Source organism: Desulfovibrio sp. (assembly GCF_034006445.1).
Classification (GTDB): Bacteria; Desulfobacterota; Desulfovibrionia; order Desulfovibrionales; family Desulfovibrionaceae; genus Desulfovibrio.
In genome coordinates this window covers 1-21,075 of record NZ_JAVESS010000032.1, presented here as the reverse complement: position 1 = coordinate 21,075, position 21,075 = coordinate 1, and the positions used below count along the sequence as shown (strand labels likewise).

The 21,075-nt window shown below is 51.8% G+C and carries 14 protein-coding genes, 2 tRNA genes and 3 pseudogenes; 15 read left to right on the top strand and 4 right to left on the bottom strand.

Annotated features, from left to right (window positions below; genetic code table 11):
* The first annotated feature begins 93 nt into the window (after positions 1 to 93).
* The 4 genes from rplU to proB all read left to right on the top strand — a co-directional run bounded on the left by rplU (position 94) and on the right by proB (position 3,596).
* The gene (gene rplU, locus RBR41_RS14120; protein WP_015939251.1) at positions 94 to 402 is read left to right on the top strand and encodes a 50S ribosomal protein L21; all 309 of its coding nucleotides are present in this window, start codon (positions 94 to 96) and stop codon (positions 400 to 402) included.
* Positions 403 to 541: 139 nt separating this feature from the next.
* Entirely contained in the window at positions 542 to 811 is a 270-nt protein-coding gene (gene rpmA, locus RBR41_RS14115) for a 50S ribosomal protein L27 (RefSeq protein WP_179980209.1), read from the top strand.
* A 312-nt stretch (positions 812 to 1,123) separates the two neighbouring features.
* Positions 1,124 to 2,227, top strand: a complete 1,104-nt coding sequence (gene obgE / locus RBR41_RS14110) for a GTPase ObgE (protein WP_320353304.1) — start codon at positions 1,124 to 1,126, stop codon at positions 2,225 to 2,227.
* Positions 2,228 to 2,243: 16 nt separating this feature from the next.
* Positions 2,244 to 3,596 (top strand): glutamate 5-kinase, encoded by a 1,353-nt coding sequence (gene proB / locus RBR41_RS14105; RefSeq protein WP_320353303.1) that lies wholly within the window; start codon positions 2,244 to 2,246, stop codon positions 3,594 to 3,596.
* 577 nt (positions 3,597 to 4,173) lie between these two features.
* On the opposite strand, the gene sfsA is transcribed toward proB, so the two are convergent.
* Positions 4,174 to 5,061: a DNA/RNA nuclease SfsA gene (gene sfsA / locus RBR41_RS14100; protein ID WP_320353302.1), complete on the bottom strand. Its 888-nt coding sequence runs from the start codon at positions 5,059 to 5,061 to the stop codon at positions 4,174 to 4,176.
* Between the two features lie 88 nt (positions 5,062 to 5,149).
* On the opposite strand from sfsA, the gene RBR41_RS14095 reads away from it, so the two are divergent.
* The 10 genes and pseudogenes from RBR41_RS14095 to RBR41_RS14050 all read left to right on the top strand — a co-directional run bounded on the left by RBR41_RS14095 (position 5,150) and on the right by RBR41_RS14050 (position 16,433).
* The gene (locus tag RBR41_RS14095) at positions 5,150 to 6,343 is read left to right on the top strand and encodes a pyridoxal phosphate-dependent aminotransferase (protein WP_320353301.1); all 1,194 of its coding nucleotides are present in this window, start codon (positions 5,150 to 5,152) and stop codon (positions 6,341 to 6,343) included.
* A gap of 406 nt (positions 6,344 to 6,749) precedes the next feature.
* Positions 6,750 to 6,825: transfer RNA gene (locus tag RBR41_RS14090), tRNA-Ala, on the top strand.
* 171 nt (positions 6,826 to 6,996) lie between these two features.
* Entirely contained in the window at positions 6,997 to 8,373 is a 1,377-nt protein-coding gene (locus RBR41_RS14085) for a hypothetical protein (protein ID WP_320353300.1), read from the top strand.
* Positions 8,374 to 8,503: 130 nt separating this feature from the next.
* Positions 8,504 to 8,575 (top strand): annotated as a pseudogene (locus RBR41_RS14080).
* A 158-nt stretch (positions 8,576 to 8,733) separates the two neighbouring features.
* Positions 8,734 to 10,191 (top strand): glycosyltransferase, encoded by a 1,458-nt coding sequence (locus tag RBR41_RS14075; protein ID WP_320353299.1) that lies wholly within the window; start codon positions 8,734 to 8,736, stop codon positions 10,189 to 10,191.
* Position 10,192: 1 nt separating this feature from the next.
* Entirely contained in the window at positions 10,193 to 11,161 is a 969-nt protein-coding gene (locus RBR41_RS14070) for a lysylphosphatidylglycerol synthase transmembrane domain-containing protein (protein ID WP_320353298.1), read from the top strand.
* On the top strand, positions 11,161 to 12,837 hold the full coding sequence (locus tag RBR41_RS14065) for a hypothetical protein (protein WP_320353297.1): 1,677 nt from the start codon (positions 11,161 to 11,163) through the stop codon (positions 12,835 to 12,837). The genes RBR41_RS14070 and RBR41_RS14065 overlap by 1 nt, the downstream gene beginning before the upstream one ends.
* Before the next feature lie 141 nt (positions 12,838 to 12,978).
* Positions 12,979 to 13,101, top strand: a pseudogene (locus RBR41_RS14060) (site-specific integrase); the annotation flags it as partial.
* 340 nt (positions 13,102 to 13,441) lie between these two features.
* Entirely contained in the window at positions 13,442 to 14,302 is an 861-nt protein-coding gene (locus RBR41_RS14055; RefSeq protein WP_320353296.1) for a DUF1837 domain-containing protein, read from the top strand.
* Position 14,303: 1 nt separating this feature from the next.
* Positions 14,304 to 16,433 carry a DEAD/DEAH box helicase gene (locus RBR41_RS14050; protein WP_320353295.1) on the top strand — a complete coding sequence of 710 codons (2,130 nt, stop codon included), beginning with the start codon at positions 14,304 to 14,306 and terminating at the stop codon, positions 16,431 to 16,433.
* Between the two features lie 328 nt (positions 16,434 to 16,761).
* On the opposite strand, the gene RBR41_RS14045 is transcribed toward RBR41_RS14050, so the two are convergent.
* From RBR41_RS14045 to RBR41_RS14035, 3 genes are all read right to left on the bottom strand, one after another.
* Positions 16,762 to 16,837, bottom strand: a tRNA-Ala gene (locus tag RBR41_RS14045).
* A 54-nt stretch (positions 16,838 to 16,891) separates the two neighbouring features.
* Positions 16,892 to 17,692, bottom strand: a complete 801-nt coding sequence (locus RBR41_RS14040; RefSeq protein WP_320353294.1) for a class III extradiol ring-cleavage dioxygenase — start codon at positions 17,690 to 17,692, stop codon at positions 16,892 to 16,894.
* Between the two features lie 320 nt (positions 17,693 to 18,012).
* Positions 18,013 to 19,476, bottom strand: a complete 1,464-nt coding sequence (locus tag RBR41_RS14035; RefSeq protein WP_320353293.1) for a 4Fe-4S dicluster domain-containing protein — start codon at positions 19,474 to 19,476, stop codon at positions 18,013 to 18,015.
* Positions 19,477 to 20,113: 637 nt separating this feature from the next.
* Here RBR41_RS14035 and RBR41_RS14030 point away from each other — a divergent pair.
* Positions 20,114 to 21,075 (top strand): annotated as a pseudogene (locus RBR41_RS14030) (hypothetical protein); the annotation flags it as partial.

Below are 21,075 nucleotides of genomic sequence, written 5' to 3'. Positions count from 1 at the left end.
GGCGGCGCGTCCTTGCCGAAAAATTGCGGAAGGCGCTTGACATTTGCCGTGCAATGGGGCAAATATGCCTTTCTCTTTTTGGAGGTTGATATCATGTACGCGATTATAGAAACCGGCGGAAAACAGTACCGCGTTGAAGAAGGTTCCAAAATCGTTGTGGAAAAGCTCGCGGCTCAGGCCGGAAGCGAAATTTCCCTGGACAAGGTGCTGATGGTCGGTGGCGCTGAATGTAAGGTTGGCGCTCCTTATCTTGCCGGTGCCGCTGTCACGGCGGAAGTGGTGGATCACGGGCGTGGCCCCAAGATCAAGGTGTTCAAGCGCTGGCGCCGCAATGACTCGCGCAAGATGCGCGGTCATCGTCAGGACTTCACCACCATTCGCGTCAAGAGCATCAACGGCTAGAACCTTTACAGGGTTTTGGCGGGCGTGAGGGTGAACGCCCCTATGTCCGACAATGACAGCCGCAAGGCTATTGTTGTTATGGCGAGCAAAAATTTATTCGCCCGGCTGAACCGTAGTTCAGCGCACCAGGGAGGCTACTATGGCTCATAAAAAAGCAGGCGGCTCTTCGCGTAACGGCCGCGACAGTGCAGGTCAACGACGCGGCGTCAAACGCTTCGGCGGTCAAAGCGTTCTTGCCGGCAATATTCTGGTGCGCCAGTTGGGCACCACCGTGTTTCCCGGCGTCAACGTGGGCATGGGCAGGGACTTTACCCTGTTCGCCAAGATTGACGGCGTGGTGCGCTTTGAAAAGTATATCCGCAAACGCCGCGTGCTTACGCGTGTGCATGTGGAGGCGGCCGCCAGCTAACGCGGCCGCGTGGAATTTGTCGAAAGGGAAGGGGCCGCAAGGCTTCTTCCCTTTCGGTGTTTGTACGGATGAAAATTTTGGCTAACGCGCATTTTGCGGGTATAGTCCCTCAGGGGTTGCCTGTCCGTGGCGTTTTCACGATCTGCGCGCTGTGCTGCTTCGTTTTGTGCGGGTTCGTTTTGTGCGGCTCTGTTTTGTGCAGATTCGCTGGCACAGGGCATGGGTTCAATGGTCTTGCCGTCAGGCGGGCGTTTTACACGCACATAAGTATATAATGTTGGGCCTGAGCGTCATTGGGCCAGAGGATAGAGCATGAGATTCGTTGATGAAGCCAGAATTCAGGTACGTGCCGGCAAGGGCGGGCATGGGTGCCTGTCGTTTAGGCGCGAAAAATTTGTGCCGCGCGGCGGCCCGGACGGAGGCAACGGCGGCGACGGTGGTTCGGTATATCTCAAGGCAGACAACCGCTTGCTTTCTTTGTACGACTTTCGGCTCAAGCGTCTGTATGAGGCGCAGAACGGCCGCCCCGGCGAAGGCAGCCAGTGCGATGGCCGCAAGGGTGACAACCTGGTGCTGAACCTGCCTGTGGGAACGCTCGTCTATGGCGAAGGCCCCGAGGGCGAGGAAGTGCTGCTGGCCGACCTGAGCGACCCGGACGCCGAAGTGCTGGTGGCCCAGGGCGGGCGTGGCGGCAAGGGCAACGAGCATTTCAAGTCTTCCACCATGCGTGCGCCGCGCTTTTCGCAGCCCGGCGAACCCGGCGAGGAACTCAGCCTGCGGCTGGAACTGAAAATTCTCGCGGACGCGGGCCTTATCGGCCTGCCCAACGCAGGCAAATCCACTTTCATCACGCGGGTTTCTGCGGCCAGGCCCAAGATTGCGGCCTATCCCTTCACCACGCTGACACCCAACCTGGGCGTCATGATCGATGAGGTGGACCCGGACAGACGCATGGTTGTGGCCGATATTCCCGGCCTGATCGAGGGCGCGCACGAAGGCTTGGGGCTGGGCCTGCGTTTTCTCAAGCATGTGGAGCGCACGCGCTTCCTTGTGCACATTCTCAGCATCGAGGATGTGGGCGATGAAGACCCCTGGGCCGGATTTACGCTGGTTAACGAAGAACTGCGCAATTTTGACGCCGAGCTTGGCGAGCGCAAGCAGATCGAAGTGGTCAACAAGATTGACCTCGTGAGTCCGGAGCGTCTCGAAGCCCTCAAGGAACGCGCCAAGGCCGACGGCCGCAAGGTATTCTTCATATCGGCCCGCGATGATATCGGTATCGAGCCTCTGGTTGAAGAACTGTGGCAGGTGTGCGCCTCCACCGCGCGCAATGAGCCACTGATCCGGCTTGAAGCCGTGCATCGGGACGAGGAAGAGGAATTTCCTGAAATCGAAGTTATCTATACCAAAGAATAGCAGGTACGGAGCGCATATGAGCAGGCAGCGCGGTCAGGGCGCGGATTCTGAAGCAGGGCTGCGCGCGCAGTCCGCAGGCCGACGGTCTGAAGGAGAGCGGGCAGAAAGCTGGCAGCAGGAGCGTGCCCGCGTTCTCTCCCAGGCCCGTGTGGTTGTCGTCAAGGTGGGCAGCGCCGTGCTCACTGACGCCAGTGGGCTCAACAGCCAGGTTCTTGAAGGTCTTGCCGCACAGCTTGCTTTTCTGCGCGATTTGCCCCTCACAGACGACGCGGCGCCCGCAGGGCAGTCAGAACCGGCTCCCCATGCTACGGACGCCTCTGCCCCTGCTCAGAACGCGCGTCGGCTCGTGCTGGTTTCGTCGGGCGCTGTGGCCGCTGGCCGCGCGGCGCTTGCAAGCCGTGGCCGCGCCGTGGAACCCGCAGGCCTTTCGGCGCGTCAGGCTGCCGCTGCCGTGGGTCAGGGCCAGCTCATGCAGTCGTGGGACAAGGTCTTCCTGGCGCACGGCATGCCGACGGCCCAGGTGCTGCTGACGCGGGACGATTTGCGCGCCCGGCAGCGCTTTCTGAACGCCCGCAACACCTTTGCCGAGCTTTTGCAATGGGGCGTGCTGCCCATTGTCAACGAAAACGACACCGTATCCATCAGCGAGCTCAAGTTCGGCGACAACGACTGCCTGGCCAGCCTGCTGGTCAATCTGGTGGAGGCCGATCTTTTCATCAATCTCACCTCCTCGTCGGGAGTGCTGGCGGCGGATCCGCAAAAACACCCGGACGCGCCGGTTATGGACCATATTGACGATGTGGCGGCTCTGGATCTGGGCCAGCTGTGCGGCGGCAAGACGTCCGTGGGCACAGGGGGCATGTATTCAAAGCTGCTGGCCGCCCGGCGCGCCGCCCAGTTGGGCGTGCCCACCCTGATTTTGCCGGGGCGGGAACCTGCGGTCATCGGCCGGGCTTTTGCCGCAGCCGGGGCATGCTCCGCGCCTGCAGGGCATGAGCCATTTGATCGAGGCACCTGGGTGCGGCCCGCGCACCATGCCATCGCGCGGCGCAAGTTCTGGCTGGCCTATCAGTCTGACCCGGCGGGCAGCGTGCATGTGGACGATGGCGCGGCCCGAGCGCTGTTGCACAAGGGCGGCAGCCTGCTGCCCGGTGGCGTGCGCGCAGTTGAGGGAGGCTTTCAGTGCGGCGGCCTTGTGCGCGTGTTGCATAATGGCGAAAGCATTGGCGTGGGCCTTTCCAACTACAGCGCGCCTGACCTTAAAAAAATCATGGGCCTCAAGCGTCATGAGGTGGCCGCCATACTCGGCGACGCCCATTATCCCGAAGTTATCCACAGGGACAATCTGCTGCTGGACGCGGCCATCTGATTTGTGAGTTTGAACTGCTTTGTGGGGGAGGGATCCTTTTGCAAAAGGGTTTTCTCCCTCACGCCCCCACCCCCCAAAAAACGCTGATTTATTCCGTTTGGCGGCGTTGCTTCACTTTTTTTAAAACAGTCGAGGACGAAAGAGTCCACTCCTGCTTCAAAAAAAGATCGCGCCTTGCCAAACGAAATAACTGCGCGTTTCCAGGAGATGCTTTAATCAGTACTTCCTAGACAGTGTAGTCACGAGCGCCTTTTCAGGCATCTCTTCGTCGAACTTCGCCTTTTATTCCGGTCGAGTACCATCAGAAAGTACACTCCCTGCATAAAAGGCTTGTTCTCCTTGATATGACTGAAAATTCATCTCGTGACTACACTGTCTAACACTTTTAGTGTCTTTCAGGGTAGTGAGAAGGTTTTTTTGACGTGACGTGGGTGGGGTTGAAGCAGCGCTTTTCAGGCAGCGCGCGCTGAGGGCAGACATGGTTTTGTCCGGGTGCCGGCGTATGGTGTGACTGCCGTAAGATGGACTTTTGCTGTGGGCGACGCTGCTGTGGGCGGCTCTGCTGCGGGCTGGCGTGCTATGGGGCGGGCCGCAAGGGGATGAGGCCGCCAAGGTCAATGCCGTTCTTGCCCACAAGGGCGCGGTAGGGGTATATTTCAACCCCGCAGGCCTGGGCCTCGTAAAACAGGCGGGCGTAGTCCGGATCAATGAAATCCGCAGGGGCGAAGCAGTGGCCGTCCGGCCGCTGCACCAGATAAAACATGGCAGCGCGTTCGCCCTGGGCCACAATATCCATAAGTTCACGCAAGTGTTTTTGCCCGCGCTCACTGGCTGCGTCGGGAAAACAGGCGGCGTCGTCCTCAACCATTGTGACATTCTTGCACTCCACCCACAGGGGCGGCAGCCCGGGGCCGGTGAGCAGGCCGTCCAGGCGGCTCTGGCCGCGTTTGGCTTCGCGGACAAGGCTGGTGTAGCCCTTGGCAAAGTGGAGCCGATCGGCATAAAAGGCCGCCTCAAGCATGCGGTTGGGCACGCTGGTGTTGACGCCCACCCAGAAACCGCACGCAGACTGGCGGGGGAGGGGCAATATGCCCGGATTTTCAGGTGTGGCGGTCTGGGGCAGCCACACGCACTCCTGCGTGTATTTGAGCTTGCGGTTGGGGTTGGCTGCCGGGGACGCCAGAACCGGGCTGCCCGGCAGGGTAAGACCCAGCATGCTGCCGGAATTGTTGCTGTGTACCCACAGGGGTTCGCCGTTCAGGGCAAGCTCAACGCTGAAGCGCTTGCGCCGCTGCACAAAACTGCCCACAACGCAGTCCTGAGGCAGGGGCAGCAGTGGGGCTTTTGCTTGCGTATCCGGGGTGTGTTTGGCGCGCGTCTGCGCCGTCGCGCTCGTGTCGATTGTGCTGGTCTGCCGACAGTCTTCAGGTTGCGACGCTGGCACGCGCTGATTCTTTGTACGCATTTACACCCTTTGATGAAGCTGCTAAAATTGACGACTGTAATTTTGCCGAAAACGCCGCATTGCGTCCCCCTTCGGGAAGGAGCCTTTCATGCAGATTTCAGAACGTCTGAGCAGCATCAAACCCTCTCTGACTCTCAGTGTCAACAGCCGCGCCCTTGAACTCAAGGCGCAGGGTGTAGCCGTCACCAGCCTTGCTGTGGGTGAACCCGATTTTCCCACTCCTGCGCACGTCTGTGAGGCCGCCAAGGCCGCCATTGACGAAAACTTCTGTCGCTACACCGCCGTGCCCGGCATCCCGGAACTGCGCAAGGCCGCTGGTGCGTATTTTGACCGCGCCTACGGCGTGCCCGTGGCGCAGGAATCCATTGTCATTGGTGCTGGCGGCAAGCACTGTTTGTACAACTTTCTACAGGCTACCATCAATCCCGGCGATGAGGTGCTCATTCCCGCGCCGTACTGGCTGAGCTATCCCGACATGGTCATGCTGGCGGGCGGCGTGCCCGTGACCGTGCATGCCGGCCCGGAGCAGAACTTCAAGGTGACGCCGGACATGCTGGACGCCGCCGTGACAGGCAAGACACGCCTGCTTATCCTCAATTCGCCGAGCAACCCCACGGGCGCGGTGTACACCGAGGCCGAGTTCTCCGCCATTATGGACTGGGCCATACAGCGCGGTATCTTTGTGCTGTCTGACGAAATTTATGACCAGCTTGTGTTCGCGCCTGCCAAGATGACCAGCGCCATCGGCTGGTTTGCGCGTCATCCCGAACAGGTGGCGGTGCTGAACGGCATGTCCAAAAGCTACGCCATGACAGGCTGGCGCGTGGGCTTTCTGGCCGCGCATCCCATGCTGATCAAGAAGATATCGGCCATGCAGGGGCACAGCACGTCGAGCATCTGTTCTATTGCACAAAAGGCGGCGCTGGCGGCCCTGAACGGCCCCACGGATTGCATCGACCACATGCGCGAGGCCTTCATGCGGCGGCGCGACCTGGCCATGAAAGCGATTGAAACCTGGCCCTGGGCCGTGTGTCCCAAGCCCGACGGCGCGTTTTACCTCTTTGTGGACGTGCGCAAGTGCTTTGGTGGCGCAGTGAACAATTCTACCGAACTGTGCACCTGGCTGCTGGACAAGGCACATGTGGCTCTGGTGCCCGGCGCGGCCTTTGGCGATGATAACTGCATACGCTTCTCGTACGCAGTGGCGGACGATGTGCTGGCCAGGGCACTGGAAGCGACGGGTGCGGAAATGGCGCGTCTGGCACAGGGCGCTGCGCGCTAGCCAGATGATTTTGTGCGGTTGTTCCCCCGTCCTCATTCGGTTGGCTGCCTGGGTACGTCCAGCGCTGCCGGTTGGAGGCGGGGGAATGGCCTGTGTATGAGGAAAAGCAGGACGCTTCTAAAGCGCTTTCAGGTGGCCGCATGGGCGGCTTCGGGTGATTTTTGCGCTTGCTGCGACAGGCGGCCCTTTTTAGCCCAAGTGGCGCGACAGCGTACCTTCTGGTCTGAAAAGGGCCGCTTTGCATGGTGGTGAGGGAAGGGCGCTCCTTTGCGACTGCGCATACTGTGAAGGCTAAAAAAATGTTGCGCCGCAAAAGCTTGGGCCAAGCGGATTCTCGGAACCCATAATTTTTTTTCAAGAAGTTGTTGACAAAGCGGCCAGTTTTAGTCATTGTGCATTTCGCCGTGGGGCTGTAGCTCAGTTGGGAGAGCGCTTGAATGGCATTCAAGAGGCCGTCAGTTCAATTCTGTCCAGCTCCACCAGATATCTTAAAAACCCCCGATCATCGAAAGATGGTCGGGGGTTTTTGCGTTTATAAAGCTATGTGGCGAGCTATACTTTTTTCACTAAGATTATTACAAAAATATCACTGCAGTTTATCTGGCCTCTAGCATTCCAGTAGCTGCTCAATCAATTGTTTAAAGGTACTTTTTATGGAAAAAAGCTTTTCATTAAATGGGTTATGGTTTCTGCCGTCTTCTCCAAACAAGCGAATAAGAGGGGAACTCAACCATTGCGGTTCTTCTTCAAAATTAAACCTTTATTGCCTTTCTGAAGAAGAATTTGAACTTTTCAACAACGTAAATACGTTGCATGGACTTTCTAGTAACGGAGAAAAAGTTTCTTTACTCGATTGTTTTTTAGAACACACATCCCAATGTTCAGTGGAGGGGAAAGGTGATATTGATAGCGGTTCGTTGTATGTATTTAATGTATGTATATTTGTAAACTATTTTGTAATTGGGCTGCATATTGAAAGTTCAGAAATACCAGTGTTTTCATCATTTACAATTGATTCAAGATTTGCAAACAATTTTGTTCATCTATACTTTTATCAGAAAAATAAAGGCGCAATTGCAGATAGCTACTTAACTATATATGATTGTTTCATTGAATCAATACAAGCAAAATTTAGTATTATAGCCTATCAAAAACAATCTCATGGCCGTCTTACGAATAGAAAAGAAACAATATTCAAGTTTTTATTTGAATCAAGCCATGCATTATTCTCTGTCAATGACGTTATAAAAAACTCTTTATCATTGTTTTATTTAATTATGTTCATGAGTGATGAATACATAGACACTGATAGTATAACATCTTTAAAAGATGGCACTGATGTGACTGTTTTTTTTCACAACGAAAAGACGGCCAGAAGTAATATTCACCCCTCACAAGTAATATCGCTTTATGATATAAGTGAATATTTCACAGTGATTCTTGAACGATGGTATGCAGATATTAATCGCTATATTAGATCATCAAGGAGGTACCTCGAAATTCTTACCGCAGACTTTACCGATGATGAACTCATCACGATGTACGTGAGAATTGTTGAAACGCTCGTTCAAAAAATTGAATATACACCTTCTATAGAAGACAGTAATGTCCTATTACAATTAAAAAAAATGGCTAGAGAGATTGATGATATAAGATTGAGAAATAAATTTATTGGTGCAGTATCATACACAAAGAAACATTATTTCTCTACAAAAGATATCTTTTGCAAATCTCTATTAGAATTATTCGGCAATGACAGGTATATATCAATAATTTATTATTCAGTTTCAAATGCTATAGACATTAGAAACAATGAGATTCATCTAAATAAAACTACTAAAGTTGACCTTCACGAAGTTTTGATAAAGGATATTTCCTTGGTAGCAATACCGATTCTCTTGAAGATAAATTTTTTAAAACAACTTGGCGTTGATCACACCACTTGCACTGATCTATTTAATAGACATAATTTTTTTATTTTAAAAAAGAGCGAGCTTAAACAATTGATTGAGCAGCTACTGGAATGCTAGCGGCCAGATAAACTGCAGTGATATTTTTGTAATAATCTTAGTAAAAAAAGTATAGTTCGCCACATAGCTTTATAAACGCAAAAAACCCCCGACCATCTGTGTGATGATCGGGGGTTTTAAGATATCTGGTGGAGCTGAACAGAATTGAACTGACGGCCTCTTGAATGCCAAAGGGCCGTCAGTTCAATTCTGACCAGCTCCACCGTTTTTCAAAAAAGCCGATCTCCAAAAAGAGGTCGGCTTTTTTCATTGGTTCCGCCCAAAAGAGATCTCCCTTCAAATACCTCTCGACTTGGCCCTGCACTTTTGGCAGGCTTCGAACAAAACCTTTTCTAACATTTTTATTTCCGGATGAACAGGATGCCCCACAGCATACAGCCCAAACTCCGAGTTCTGATCCTCGTTCTGGCGTATAATGCCGAAAAGACCATTACCAGCGTATTGAACCGTATTCCGCGCGACATGGCGGAAAAATACGACCTGGGCATTCTCGTCATTGATGATTGCAGCCGTGACGGGACCTGGCAGATTGCCAAAAAACATCTGGAGGACTTCTGGTGCCCGGGTGAGGCATTGCGCAATCCCGTGAATCAGGGATATGGCGGCAACCAGAAAGCAGGTTACAGATATGCGTCGGAACGAAATTACGACGTTGTTGCCATGGTCCATGGCGACGGCCAGTACGCGCCGGAATGTCTGCCGGAGTTGCTGGAGCCGTTCACCCGGGTTGGGGAACAGGTGGACGCGGTATTCGGTTCACGCATGCTGAACAAGGCCAATGCGCTGAAAGGCGGCATGCCGTATTACAAATTCGTGGGCAACATTGTACTGACCGCCCTTCAAAACATATTGCTGGGTTCACGTTTGTCGGAATTTCACACAGGCTACCGTGTGTACCGCGTATCCACGCTGGATTCCCTGCCTCTGGATCTGAACACCAACGACTTTCATTTCGATACAGAAATCATCATGCAGTTGCTGTTCTCCGGGGGCAAAATCGTGGAGCTGCCCATCCCCACTTTTTACGGAGACGAAGTCTGTCATGTGGACGGCCTGCGTTACGCGTGGGACGTGATGGTGGCCACTGTGAAGGCACGCCTCATCCGTATGGGCATTTTCTATGATCCCAAATTCTATTTTCCGCATACGGAAGTAGCCAGCACAATAAGCAAATTTTCCTTTCCCTCCACCAGTCGGATCGTCGCGGACGCTGTGCGTCCGGGCAGCGTGGTGCTGGATCTGGGATGCACAGACGGGGAGCTTGCGGAATACCTGCGGCGCGAAAAAAACTGCACCGTGTTCGGAACGGGAGAAGAGAGAGAGAAATACGATCTTGATCACTCACTGCCTGATGCGCCCTGGGACACGCTGGATTATGTGCTGCTGGTGGACGTTCTGGAACAGCGCGATTCCCCGGAAGAGTTTCTGCAGCGCCTAAGGGCGCGGCTGGCTGGCAACTCCAAGGTCACGGTCATTGCGGGCACCGCCAATGTGGGCTTTTTCATCACCCGCTTTATGCTTTTGCTGGGGCAGTTCAATTACAGCAGGCGAGGCATTCTGGCGCTGACGCACAAGCGCCTGTTCACCATCGGCTCGCTGGAGCGCCTGCTGCGCTACGCGGGCTTCCGCATACAAGGCAAGCACGTGGCAGCCGCGCCCTATCCCCTGGCACTGGGGCTTAATCGGCTTTCCCGCGTGCTGCTTACCGTAAACGTCGGGCTGGCAAAACTGCTTCCGGGGCTGTTCGCCTACCAGGTGCTGCTGGAAGTGCTCCACACTCCAAGTGTGGAGCATGTGCTGCACAAGGCTGAACGGTAGCATGACGCCAGAACGCTCTTTCCGACGCGTTTTACTGCTGATTGCACAATGGGGCATCAGTCTGGGGGCGTTGGCTTACGCCCTGTCGGGTGTGGACATGGGCACGCTGTGGCAGGCCCTGCGGGGCTATGCTCCTTCCGCCATGCTGGCGGTGCTGGGGGTGGCCGCGCTGGATTACATCTGCATGGGATTTCGCCTGCGCGGCCTGCTCCCTTGCGGCGCGAGTTACACGCACAGTGTGCAGGCTGTCATCCTGTGCACGGGCTACAACAATATCCTGCCCGCCAAGGCTGGCGACGTTGTCAAGGTAGTCTACCTGACGAAGAAAACACGTCACCCTCTGCTTACCATCGGCTCCGTCATTCTCTGGGAACGCCTGCTGGATGTGCTGGCTCTGCTTTGCATCTCCCTGCTGGCTTATACACTGGCGGATGCGGGGCAACGTCTTGTCCTCCCGCTGCTGTGCTGCGTGGGCGGGGCCGGCCTGTTCTATATCTTTCGGCGCTGGTCGCTTTTTTTTCATGCGGCCTATGCCCGCTTTTTCCCGGGTCGTGTTGCGCCCCTGCTCCAGCGATTGCATAGCAATGTCATCGATAATGTCTCTGCGGGCTGGGCCCTGCGGGGCTTCGCATGGTCCTTGCTGATCTGGGGCTGCTACTTCGCCAGCTTTGTCATCGCGCTCTGTTTTGTGGCAGATTTTTCACTGACGCTTCCCCAGATGCTCACGGTATTCGCCGTAACCTGTCTCGGCATGGCAGTACCGTCCTCGCCGGGAGGGTTGGGAGTCTTTGAGGGAGCCATGGTATTGAGCCTCTCGTGGTTCGGCGTGGACCACAGCGCGGCGCTGGGCATAGCCCTTTTCATCCACGCTGTACACTTCATACCGCTGGCGGTAATTGCCGTGGCCCTGAACAGCCGTCGCGGCTTCTGGGACGGAACGCGCGGCCCGGCGTACCAAACGGAGACATAATGCTCGCACTGACAAAAACGGATCGCTGGGTGCTGGTCGGCATACTCTGTTTTGCCGCACTGGTGCATTTCGGGCGCATAGGCGCTTCCATCAACGGTGTGCATCTCACCACCGATCCGGCCATGTACGCATCCATAGCCGCGGCCTACGGGCATCCCGAGGCCTTTGCCAAAGATTTCGTCTACTGCGCCCCCTCCATGTTTTCCACGCACATCACGCCCTTGGTCCAACTGACCGATTTTTTGGTCGGGGCTGACGGCAACTACGGCCTGGCGTATCTGCAGCTCACCGGCCTCAGCGTATTTCTGCACTATGCGGCTTTTTATCTGTTGGGAATAGTTTTATTTTCCCAGCGCTGGAAAGCTCTGGTCTTTACCACCCTGATGGGGCTCACATACTGGGTTCCCTGGGGCACATACTGGGGTGCCGGCTATCTGGATTATACCCCGCGCAGCCTTTTCAACGCGTTGTATGCCCTCTACTTGTGTATAGGGCTGGCACTGCTGCGCCGTCCCCGCTGGTGGCCACTCTTCATGGCCGCAACAGGATTGCTGGTATATATCCACTCCATCAGCGCTCTGGCGGCAGCCGCCGGGCTGTGGTTAAGCTTCGCCGCCTCCCGTCCGGAAGGTGTTTCATGGCCCCGGCATCTGGTATGGATGTTCTTTTGCGGATGCTGCTTTCTGGCAACCCTGTTGCCCTACGCTGCTGTGTATCTGCACTCTTCCGGCATAAGCCTCGGCAAAGACGACATCGCCTTCATGCACGATATTCTGCGCACCCGCTTCGATATTGAATATGCCGAATACTGGTACGGAATGAAGAGATTCCTCAAGCAGTACACCCTGTTGCCCGTGCTGCCGCTGGCAGGCTGGGGCACATGGATGATCTGGAAATACGGCACGCCGCGTGAAAAACTCCTGGGCAAACATATCTGGCTATGGATAGCAGGCACATGCGTTGTCATTGCGCTCTTTATTCTGGATCAGCAGATCGCTCGTATATGGGAACGGCATCATTTTGAATTCGATCTGATTCGCGTACATCGATTCTTTCCCTTTTTTGCCATCTGTCTGATTTTCCTGGGGGCCAACATCCTGCTTCGCAAATTTTCGGAGCCTGGCTGGAAGAGAAACGCCGTCCGCGTCTTTTATGCGGGGCTGGTCATCGGCTTTTTTTGTGGCGGGCAGCAGGATATGGCCCGTGTCAGTTTCGAGTGGTACTGGAACAGGTTGGACCCGGCGCGCTATGAGGCCGCTTACGGCCCGCAACTGCGCCGTCTGGAAATGGTGGAAGCCCTGAAAATCCAGACAAAACCGGGCGAAACCATCTTTTATCCCGGTGAAAATCAGGCTATCCGCTATATTGCGCTGCGCCCGCTGACCTACGGATGGAAAGATGCCTGCCTCATGTATTACGCCAAGGCCCTGCCGGAACTCCGGCTGTGGTCGCACATGGAAACGGCTCTGGTCGCATCCCCGACAGCCTATATTGCCGAAGGTCTGGCAACATCGCCGGATTATCTGCTCAGCGAGCGCCCCCAGGACCGGGATCTGCTGGAGACGCAAGTGGGGCCTGTGATATGGGAAAACTCTCGCTATGTGCTGGTGAAAAACATGCACAAAAAAAACGCTGACACATCACCTCAGTGCCCTCCGGCGTCCAGTCGCCCCTGATCCAGAAAAAGCAAAAAATATGGTGATATGCATTTTACAGCAGAGCTAACTCGCAATTGAAATGACAGCACGACATGAAGTATTCATTAACGGGGAGGTCTACGAGGCTCTCAGAGGACATCTGGACGCATTAAACCCGAAAGATTCGGTGTCGGATTCGAGATTCTCTGCAAACGGTTTAACCACTCATCACCAGCCGTGACCATGCGATATCTCGGCATTGAGGATGCCGAAGTGCTCGAAATCCTCACGCACGAAATCTAATCGTGGTATACAAAATGTATATGAATGTATTCAAACGGATAGGGCGTATATTTTTAATGGCCTGATGGTAATGGCTGGCTTGGCATAGGGATTCCGGCCCTTTTATGGCATTCAAGAGGCCGTCAGTTCAATTCTGTCCAGCTCCACCAGATACTTTAAAACCCCCGATCATCGAAAGATGGTCGGGGGTTTTTGCGTGTATACTTGGAGGCTTGTAGAACTTAAACGCGCCCAATTAGTCCAAAAAATATTCAAAATGCAAAATCACATAAAAATTCATTTATTTTTGATTGAGCATCTAATAGAATATAAAAAATTTAACAATTTCTTGAAGGTTTCCATGACCTATTCGACTTTTCCTGAATTCTTTTGGAACGTCATTTCATTATCAAAAGATGATGAAATGCGGCGTTGTGATGGGCTATGCGTAGGATTTGAGGAAGGGCGGTGGCGATCTGAAGAATTTGCAAGGCATGTAATAGAATGGATACCAGAATTTGTGCTTCCGTACGATGAGTACAAAAAAATATCTGGATCAACAATGATTATGGCCCTCATCAAGTCGTCTAAGCTTGTTTATGAGTCAGAAAAATACATGAAAAGAGGTGAGTTTGGTGAAGTTTTTTTGCACATGGCAATTAGGCAACTGTACTCAACAGTTCCATTAATATCGAAACTTTATTGGAAATCTGGGCTAAATGAAACTGTAAAAGGGTTTGATAGTGTTCATGTCGTAAAAAATAAAAATGATGAACTAGAATTATGGTTAGGTGAAGAAAAATTTTATTCTGATATAAGTAGTGCCATGCGTGAAGCTGTACAATCAATTAAAGATCACCTTAATGCAAAATATTTAAGAAATGAATTTATTTTAATTTCAAATAAAATTGATGATGGATCTCCTTATGCAGCTGAAGCTAAAAAATTAATAAGCCATAATACATCACTAGATAAAATTTTTAAATATATATGTATTCCTGTGTTCATTACATACGAGTCAAACTTATTTAAAAATCATTGTTCAGAGAGCAAAGAATATATTGACGCTTTCAAGTGCGAACTAACAAAAAACAAAATTCTATTTTCGCAATTATCACAGGGCATTGAATTTAAAATCCCTGTATTTTTCTTTCCATTAAAAGAGAAAAAGGAACTCATCGATACACTTCATAGAAAAATAAAAGCATTGCAAGGGATATAATATGAATGAGTTGCTAAAAGACATAAAGACGAAAAAAGAGGAAATCAGAAAATCTCCCTTTGCGTTCCTACAACGAGTTAACGCGATTAGAAATAATTGTGATTCAGCTTACTTTAATAAAATAATATTTTACTTATTAGATAATAAAGATTTATTTCTTGGGTATGAAGAAATTTTAAATTCAATGATTATCAACGCTGGCCTTTATCAATATGCCGATGAGAGTATTGGATCAATAAAAGACAGTTTATGTATATCACTGCACAAACCTTCTTCTTTAAATGATGTCACTTTTCACAAAGAACAATCAGAAGTCTTACAATATCTTTTAAACGGTCAAAATGTGGCAGTTAGCGCACCAACAAGTTTTGGAAAAAGTAAAATAATTGATGCAGTTTTAGCATATAAGAAGCATAAAAACATTGTCATTATTGTGCCAACAATCGCTTTGCTCGATGAAACGAGACGTAGATTAAGCTTCTTGTCAGATAGCTACAAAATTATATCGCAGCTTTCACAGAAAACTTCAGATAAGAATATTTTTGTATTCACAGCAGAGCGTTTTAATAAATATGAAAATCTTCCTAGAATTGATTTTTTTGTAATAGATGAATTTTATAAACTTTCATCAGGGGGAATAGATGGTGGAGATAAAAGGTATATTGCTCTGAATCAAGCACTATATAAGCTCATTAAGCATGGGGCACAGGCATATCTATTGGGCCCAAACATAAGTAATGTAGTCACAGGGCAATTCAAAAATATTCATTTTTTTTCTACAGATTTTGCAACAGTTGCAACAGAAATTATTAGAAAAAATATTGTTAAAGAAGAGGAAAAACAGAAAGAACTCTTAAAAATTTGTACCGAATGTATAAAAAATAAAGAACAAGCATTGATTTTTTGTAAGTCACCCAGCTCTGCAAATGCCATAGCTTCATTTCTTTTAGCCTCTCTCCAAGGCCAAGAAAGCAGGCAAAGCAATGTTGTTTCAGACCTTTTTTCATCTATGTATCATAAAGATTGGATAGTCTCAAAAGCTGCTAAGCATTCCATAGCCATTCACCATGGACGTATTCCGCGTTCGCTAGCTCAGCTTTCGGTCAATTTGTTTAATGACAATATTATAAAATTTTTAATTTGCACTTCAACACTAATTGAAGGCGTTAATACAACTGCAAAAAAGGTAATTATTTACGACAATAAGATAAATAAAAAGCCAATTGACTTCTTCACATTCAATAATATTAAAGGCAGATCTGGTAGAATGTTTAAACATTTTATAGGAACTGCCTATATATTTGCAGAACAACCACAAAATACTTTGCCAACAGTAGACATTCCAGCGATGTCACAGAGTGCAAATACACCGCCATCAATTCTTCTTCATATATCTGATGAGGAATTGACAGACAATTCAAAGCACAAATTGGAAAAAATAAAAAAACAGACAGTTCTTCCGATACAGCTTATTAAAAAAAATGGAAGTGTAGAGCCAGAGATTCAAATTGAATTTGCTGAGGAAATTCAAAAAAACCTTTCCCATTATTCTGGAATTTTATCATGGGAAGGCTTTCCTTTGAGTTCGCAACTATACGATACTTGTGAGCTGCTGTGGAAACATTTTGTGAGCATTGAAAATAGGGGCATGGTTTACGGCATTGCGAATGGTCGCCAGCTTGCAAAAAAACTTACAAATCTGTCAAAGCGACCTACATTTAAAGAAAAAATCTATAACGAAATGCACCAAGGTCAATATTCTGCTGAAGACGTTACCGAAGCTATTGATAAAATAATGATGTTTGAAAAACACTGGTGTGAGTATACATTAGGTCTATATCTTTCAACTATGGATAGTATACAAAAGTATATCTTTCAAAAGAATAATATTAAATATGGGTCCTATGCATCATATATTTCTGCTGTCGAATGCCTCTTTTCAAATCCACTTTTTCAAGTCCTAGAGGAATTTGGTCTGCCATATCAAATTTCTGAAAAGATATCATATATATTTAGGGGATTGAGTGACATTGACATTGCGATTTCAAAAATAAAAAAACTCGATGTTACACAGTGCAACCTATCGAAAATAGAGCAATATATTGTTAAGAAAGCCCTTCGTGGGCTATAATTGCCTTGCAAATTCTTCAGATCGCCACCGCCCTCCCTCAAATCCTACGCATAGCCCATCACAACGCCGCATTTCATCATCTTTTGATAATGAAATGACGTTCTAAAAGAATTCAGGAGAAGTCGAATAGGTCATGGAAACCTTCAAGAAACTGTAAGTTTTTTTATATTTTATTAGAGGCTCAATCAAAAATAAATGAATTTTTATGTGATTTTGTATTTTGAATATTTTTTGGACTAATTGGGCGCGTTTAAGATCTACAAGCCTCCCAGTAGACACGCAAAAACCCCCGACCATCTAAATGATGATCGGGGGTTTTTAAGAAATCTGGTGGAGCTGGACAGAATTGAACTGACGGCCTCTTGAATGCCATTCAAGCGCTCTCCCAACTGAGCTACAGCCCCATGAAGAATTTAGCGGTATATTTTTTCGCTGTGGGACGCAAGTAGTTATTCCATCTAGTCAAAAGAAAATGCCGAAAGCGGTGCGCCCATGGCCCTGCCGTGCCACGCGAGCCTGCCCTGAGCGGTGCCGACGGCACCGGCAATCACCATCAGCGGGATAAGATGCTCCTCGCGCGGGTGAGCAAAGCGGGCCCCAGGGGCTTTTTCCCATTCCGCGAGAGCCTCGTTGCGCACGGCGGCATTTGGGCTGCACACGGCATCCGCAAGCCAGTTGTCAAAGGCCTCCGCCCCTTCGATGGGCGTATTATCTCCGTAGCGGAAGGCCCGCATGTTGTGAAAGCTCATGCCGCTGCCCACCAGCAGCACGCCTTCGTCCCGCAGTGGGGCCAGAGCGCGGCCCAGCGCCAGATGTTCCTGCGGATCAAGCCTTCGCCGCAGCGATATTTGCAACGTAGGCACCTGCGCCTGCGGATACATCAGCAGGCCCGGCACAAATACGCCGTGGTCAAAATCGCGCGTGGAGTCTTCAGCCAGCGGCATGCCTGCCGAGCGCATGCACTGACGCACCCGTTCAAACAGTTCCGGCGCTGGCGGCGCTGGCCACTGCAATTCATAGGTATGCGGCGGAAAATCATAATAGTCATAATACAGGCCGGGGTGCCGCGTGGTCAGCAGGGTAAACTGCGGCTGCTCCCAGTGGGCGGAAAACACGAGCTGCGCCTTGGGTTGCTGTGGCAGCGTGGCGGGGATGGAGCGCATCCAGTCGCCAAGGGCGTTCCATGTGTCGGGCGGCGTCCAGTCCATAAAAAAGCAGGGGCCGCCGCCGTGGGGGATGTAAAATGCGGGCATGGTCATGATGAGCCTCGCGGGTGGGGGGTGAATACCGCAATAGCAGCCAGAGGATGAGATATCCTGCAATCAGCGTAGCGCCAAACAGCGGCGGGGCCAAGAGCAGGAAGCGGCCAGCGCGGGTAAATCCTGATGCGGGGAACGCGCACCAAAAAATGAAGGCGGGCATTCTGCATGATGCCCGCCAGTCTGGAACTGCCCGTGTTCACGAATCTTGCGTCGCACTGTTTTTTGCCAATATGCAGATTGGCAGTTACACGCCTCGGTTGATGGATTGTCTGTCAGAACGTTCTGTCGCGGTGCCCTGCGTCCGTTTCAAAGGTCTGCTAGCCGTCCTCGCGCCATGCGCCGCGCCCTGTTGTCCACAGCCACAGGCACAGCACCCCGAGCAGCACGGCAAAACCCAGATGCACGAGGTCAATAAAGGTCGTCATGCCCGGCGAGAATGTGATTGAAGGCAGGTTCTTGGCAACGCGCCCAATCCCGCTCAGAACCACAACGCCCAGCACTACCAGCCGCATCTTGCCCCAGAAGGCGAGGCGGCCGCGCAGCCTGCCGCGTATCTGCAGGGTCAGCCAGTACAGACCCAAGGCCAGCAACAGGGTCGCCAATATGTAGTGGATGTTCAGCGTGATATAAAAATCGCCAGTCCAGGTGAGGCCGGGGATTTTGGCAATGCCATAGCGGCTTGCCACCGGCAGCTGCATCATGCCTGTAAAACCTAGCAGCAGAGCTATGGCTACCCACAATTTTTTGAGCAGGCCGCCGGAAAGCGCGGCATCGACCTTGGGATCATGCACGGCGCCATGCGGACGAGTCTGCATTTGCCCGGTGTTTTGACCTTGCCGCGCGGCGCTCACCAGCGCCCCGGCCACGCCCACCAGTGGGGCTGTAAACAGCATGCGGGTAAGGTTGCCAGCCTGCGCCATAGAGTCCGCCACTGGGGCAAAGGTGGGCTTGCCGGGGCCGGGTTTTACCTGCTGCGCCAGCTCTGTAAACGGTACGGGCGATAGATAAAATGTGTTGGTGCCGCCGTTTTCCGTCACTCCATAAAGATACGCGCCCCGTTCCTGCGCCAGCTTGCGGGCCAACGCCAGAATTTCCTCGCGCGGGCCGATGGTCTGCACCTGCTGGGGGCAAACCTCCACACAGGCGGGCAGTTCGCCGTGAGCAAAGCTGTCTGCGCAGCGGTCGCACTTGTACATGACGCCATTACCCGCAAAGCGCGGCATGAGGTCAAGGTACAGGCCTACGCCCGATTGGCGTTGCGGTATGTGCCAGGGGCAGACAGTGCGGCATTTGGCACCGCCAAGACAGGTCTGGCTGTCTATGCTCACCGTGCCGGTTTCGGGCTGGCGGCTGGCCGAGCCCCAGGGGCAGAGGTTGGCGCAGGGCGGATTGGTGCAGTGCAGGCAGCGGCGGGGAATGTGCAACTCAAGCGGCGCGCCGTCTTTCTGCACGGTAACGCTTTCGATATACAGCCAGTTGTAAGGCGTGAGCCTGTCGTCCACATCGCGCTTGTCAGACCAGTCCTCGTCCTTGGTTCCTGGAGGAAACATGGCAGGGAGAGGCTTTTTCACTTCCGGGTAGCGATGCCCGTTGCGGTCCCGGCAGCCTTCCACGCACTGACCACAGCCGATACACTTCTCAATGTCGAGCAGGGTTGCGTATTCCACCTGTGCGTCTGCTGCGCCTGCGGTTTTGTTTTCGGCCCGCGCGTCCAGCCCTGCGGCGGCTATGCCTGCGGCAGAGGCTGCGCCCATGAGAAAATTGCGCCGTGTCAGTGCCATGTGTGCTCCCTTATCGGTATTTGCGCGGCCCAGATATGTTGCCCGAATCGAGCCGATTATTACGATTCGTTAGCAATATGGCATATTCCTGAAAAGAGCGCAATTTATAGCATACTTTTATGGTATTGTTTTAGCAAGTTCAAATTACGGGGAGAGGCAGCGGTATCTCGGCATCGAGGATACTGAGATGCTTATGCAAAAACAGCGGATCCGCCCTCAAGCAAGGGCATGCGGATGTGTCCGTACCCGCGCAAAAATTGAAGATGCGAAAGCGGCACTGATTCCAACGTGCGCAAGAAATTTCATGCTTGCATGGAGTGAACTGGCTAAGGTGAACGGTACGGTTTTTTGATATTTCGCTGAATTTTACGCACGGATTGGGTTCTTAACTGGATTCTAACGCTAAAAAAAATTATATTTATCATCTGTCTGAATATAATATATTATCTATATAGCCAGATGAACTTAAGCTTGAAATGTGCTTGACATGGCGGCTTGGAGACATTTAGTAAAAGTGGTATCGGGCCTTAGATAAAGGGCCCGTAGAGTTCCTGCCAGATATTAGGGACTTGCGTGACATGTAGGCTTTAATAAAGTAAAATGTGCGCAAAACCCTAATTTGGTTAGGACTTTTTTTATGCAAAATATCCTTCTTCGTCGTCCTGCGTCCAATACCTTACAGAGCATTCCCAGCACGCCCGAATCCCGCCTTGTCTTTGATTTTCCTGCGGGTGAGGCCATTTTGTCCCGTTCCGGCGACAATCTGGTCTTTACGTTTGAAGATGGGGCGTCCATCCATCTTGAAAATTTTTATACCGTTTATTCTAAAGAAAGCATGCCCACCTTCCAGGTGGACGGCATGGAGATTTCCGGCGAGCAATTTTTTGCCGCTCTGGGCGAAGACCTCATGCCTGCCGCTGGCCCCGCCGCCAGCGCCGCCCGCGCTTCCCGTTACAGTGAGTACGCCAACAGCAGTTTAATGGATGGCGTAGGCCATATGGATGGTCTTGATTGGGGCATGAATCAGGCGCAACCGGAAGCCCAAAATGAAGCAACCATTGGCACCTTGAGTGCCGCTGATACCACGTCACCTGCCGGGCCTGTGGTTCCTCCCCCCTATGTGCTGCCCTCGAATGTTGCGGGCAGTGTAACGTCCAGTGATGCGGACGTTGCCAATGAAAAGGGCCACACCGTAGAGCTGAACCTGCCAGCCGGGGTAACGCTTGTTCCTGGTACTGAATATTTGGGCGCCTACGGCAATATTGTCGTGGACGATGAAGGCAAGGCCGTCTACACGCAACTCCGGCCCTACGAGCACACTGGCCCCGGTGCGGATACCCAGCCTGGCGCTGAAAATATCACGGTGAAAGTGACCCTGCCTGACGGCAGGGTTGCTGACGTACCCGTTACTGTGGACATCGTTGACGACGTTCCCACCCTGACGGTGTCGGACAAGATTGATGCCGTGACTGCCGGCCACACCTCGAACACGGTAACAGGCCAGATCACGTATGACTTCGGTGCGGACGACGGCGCTGACAAGAGCTTCACCATCACCACAAAGGATGCGGACGGCAAGGATGTCAGCGCAAACTATCC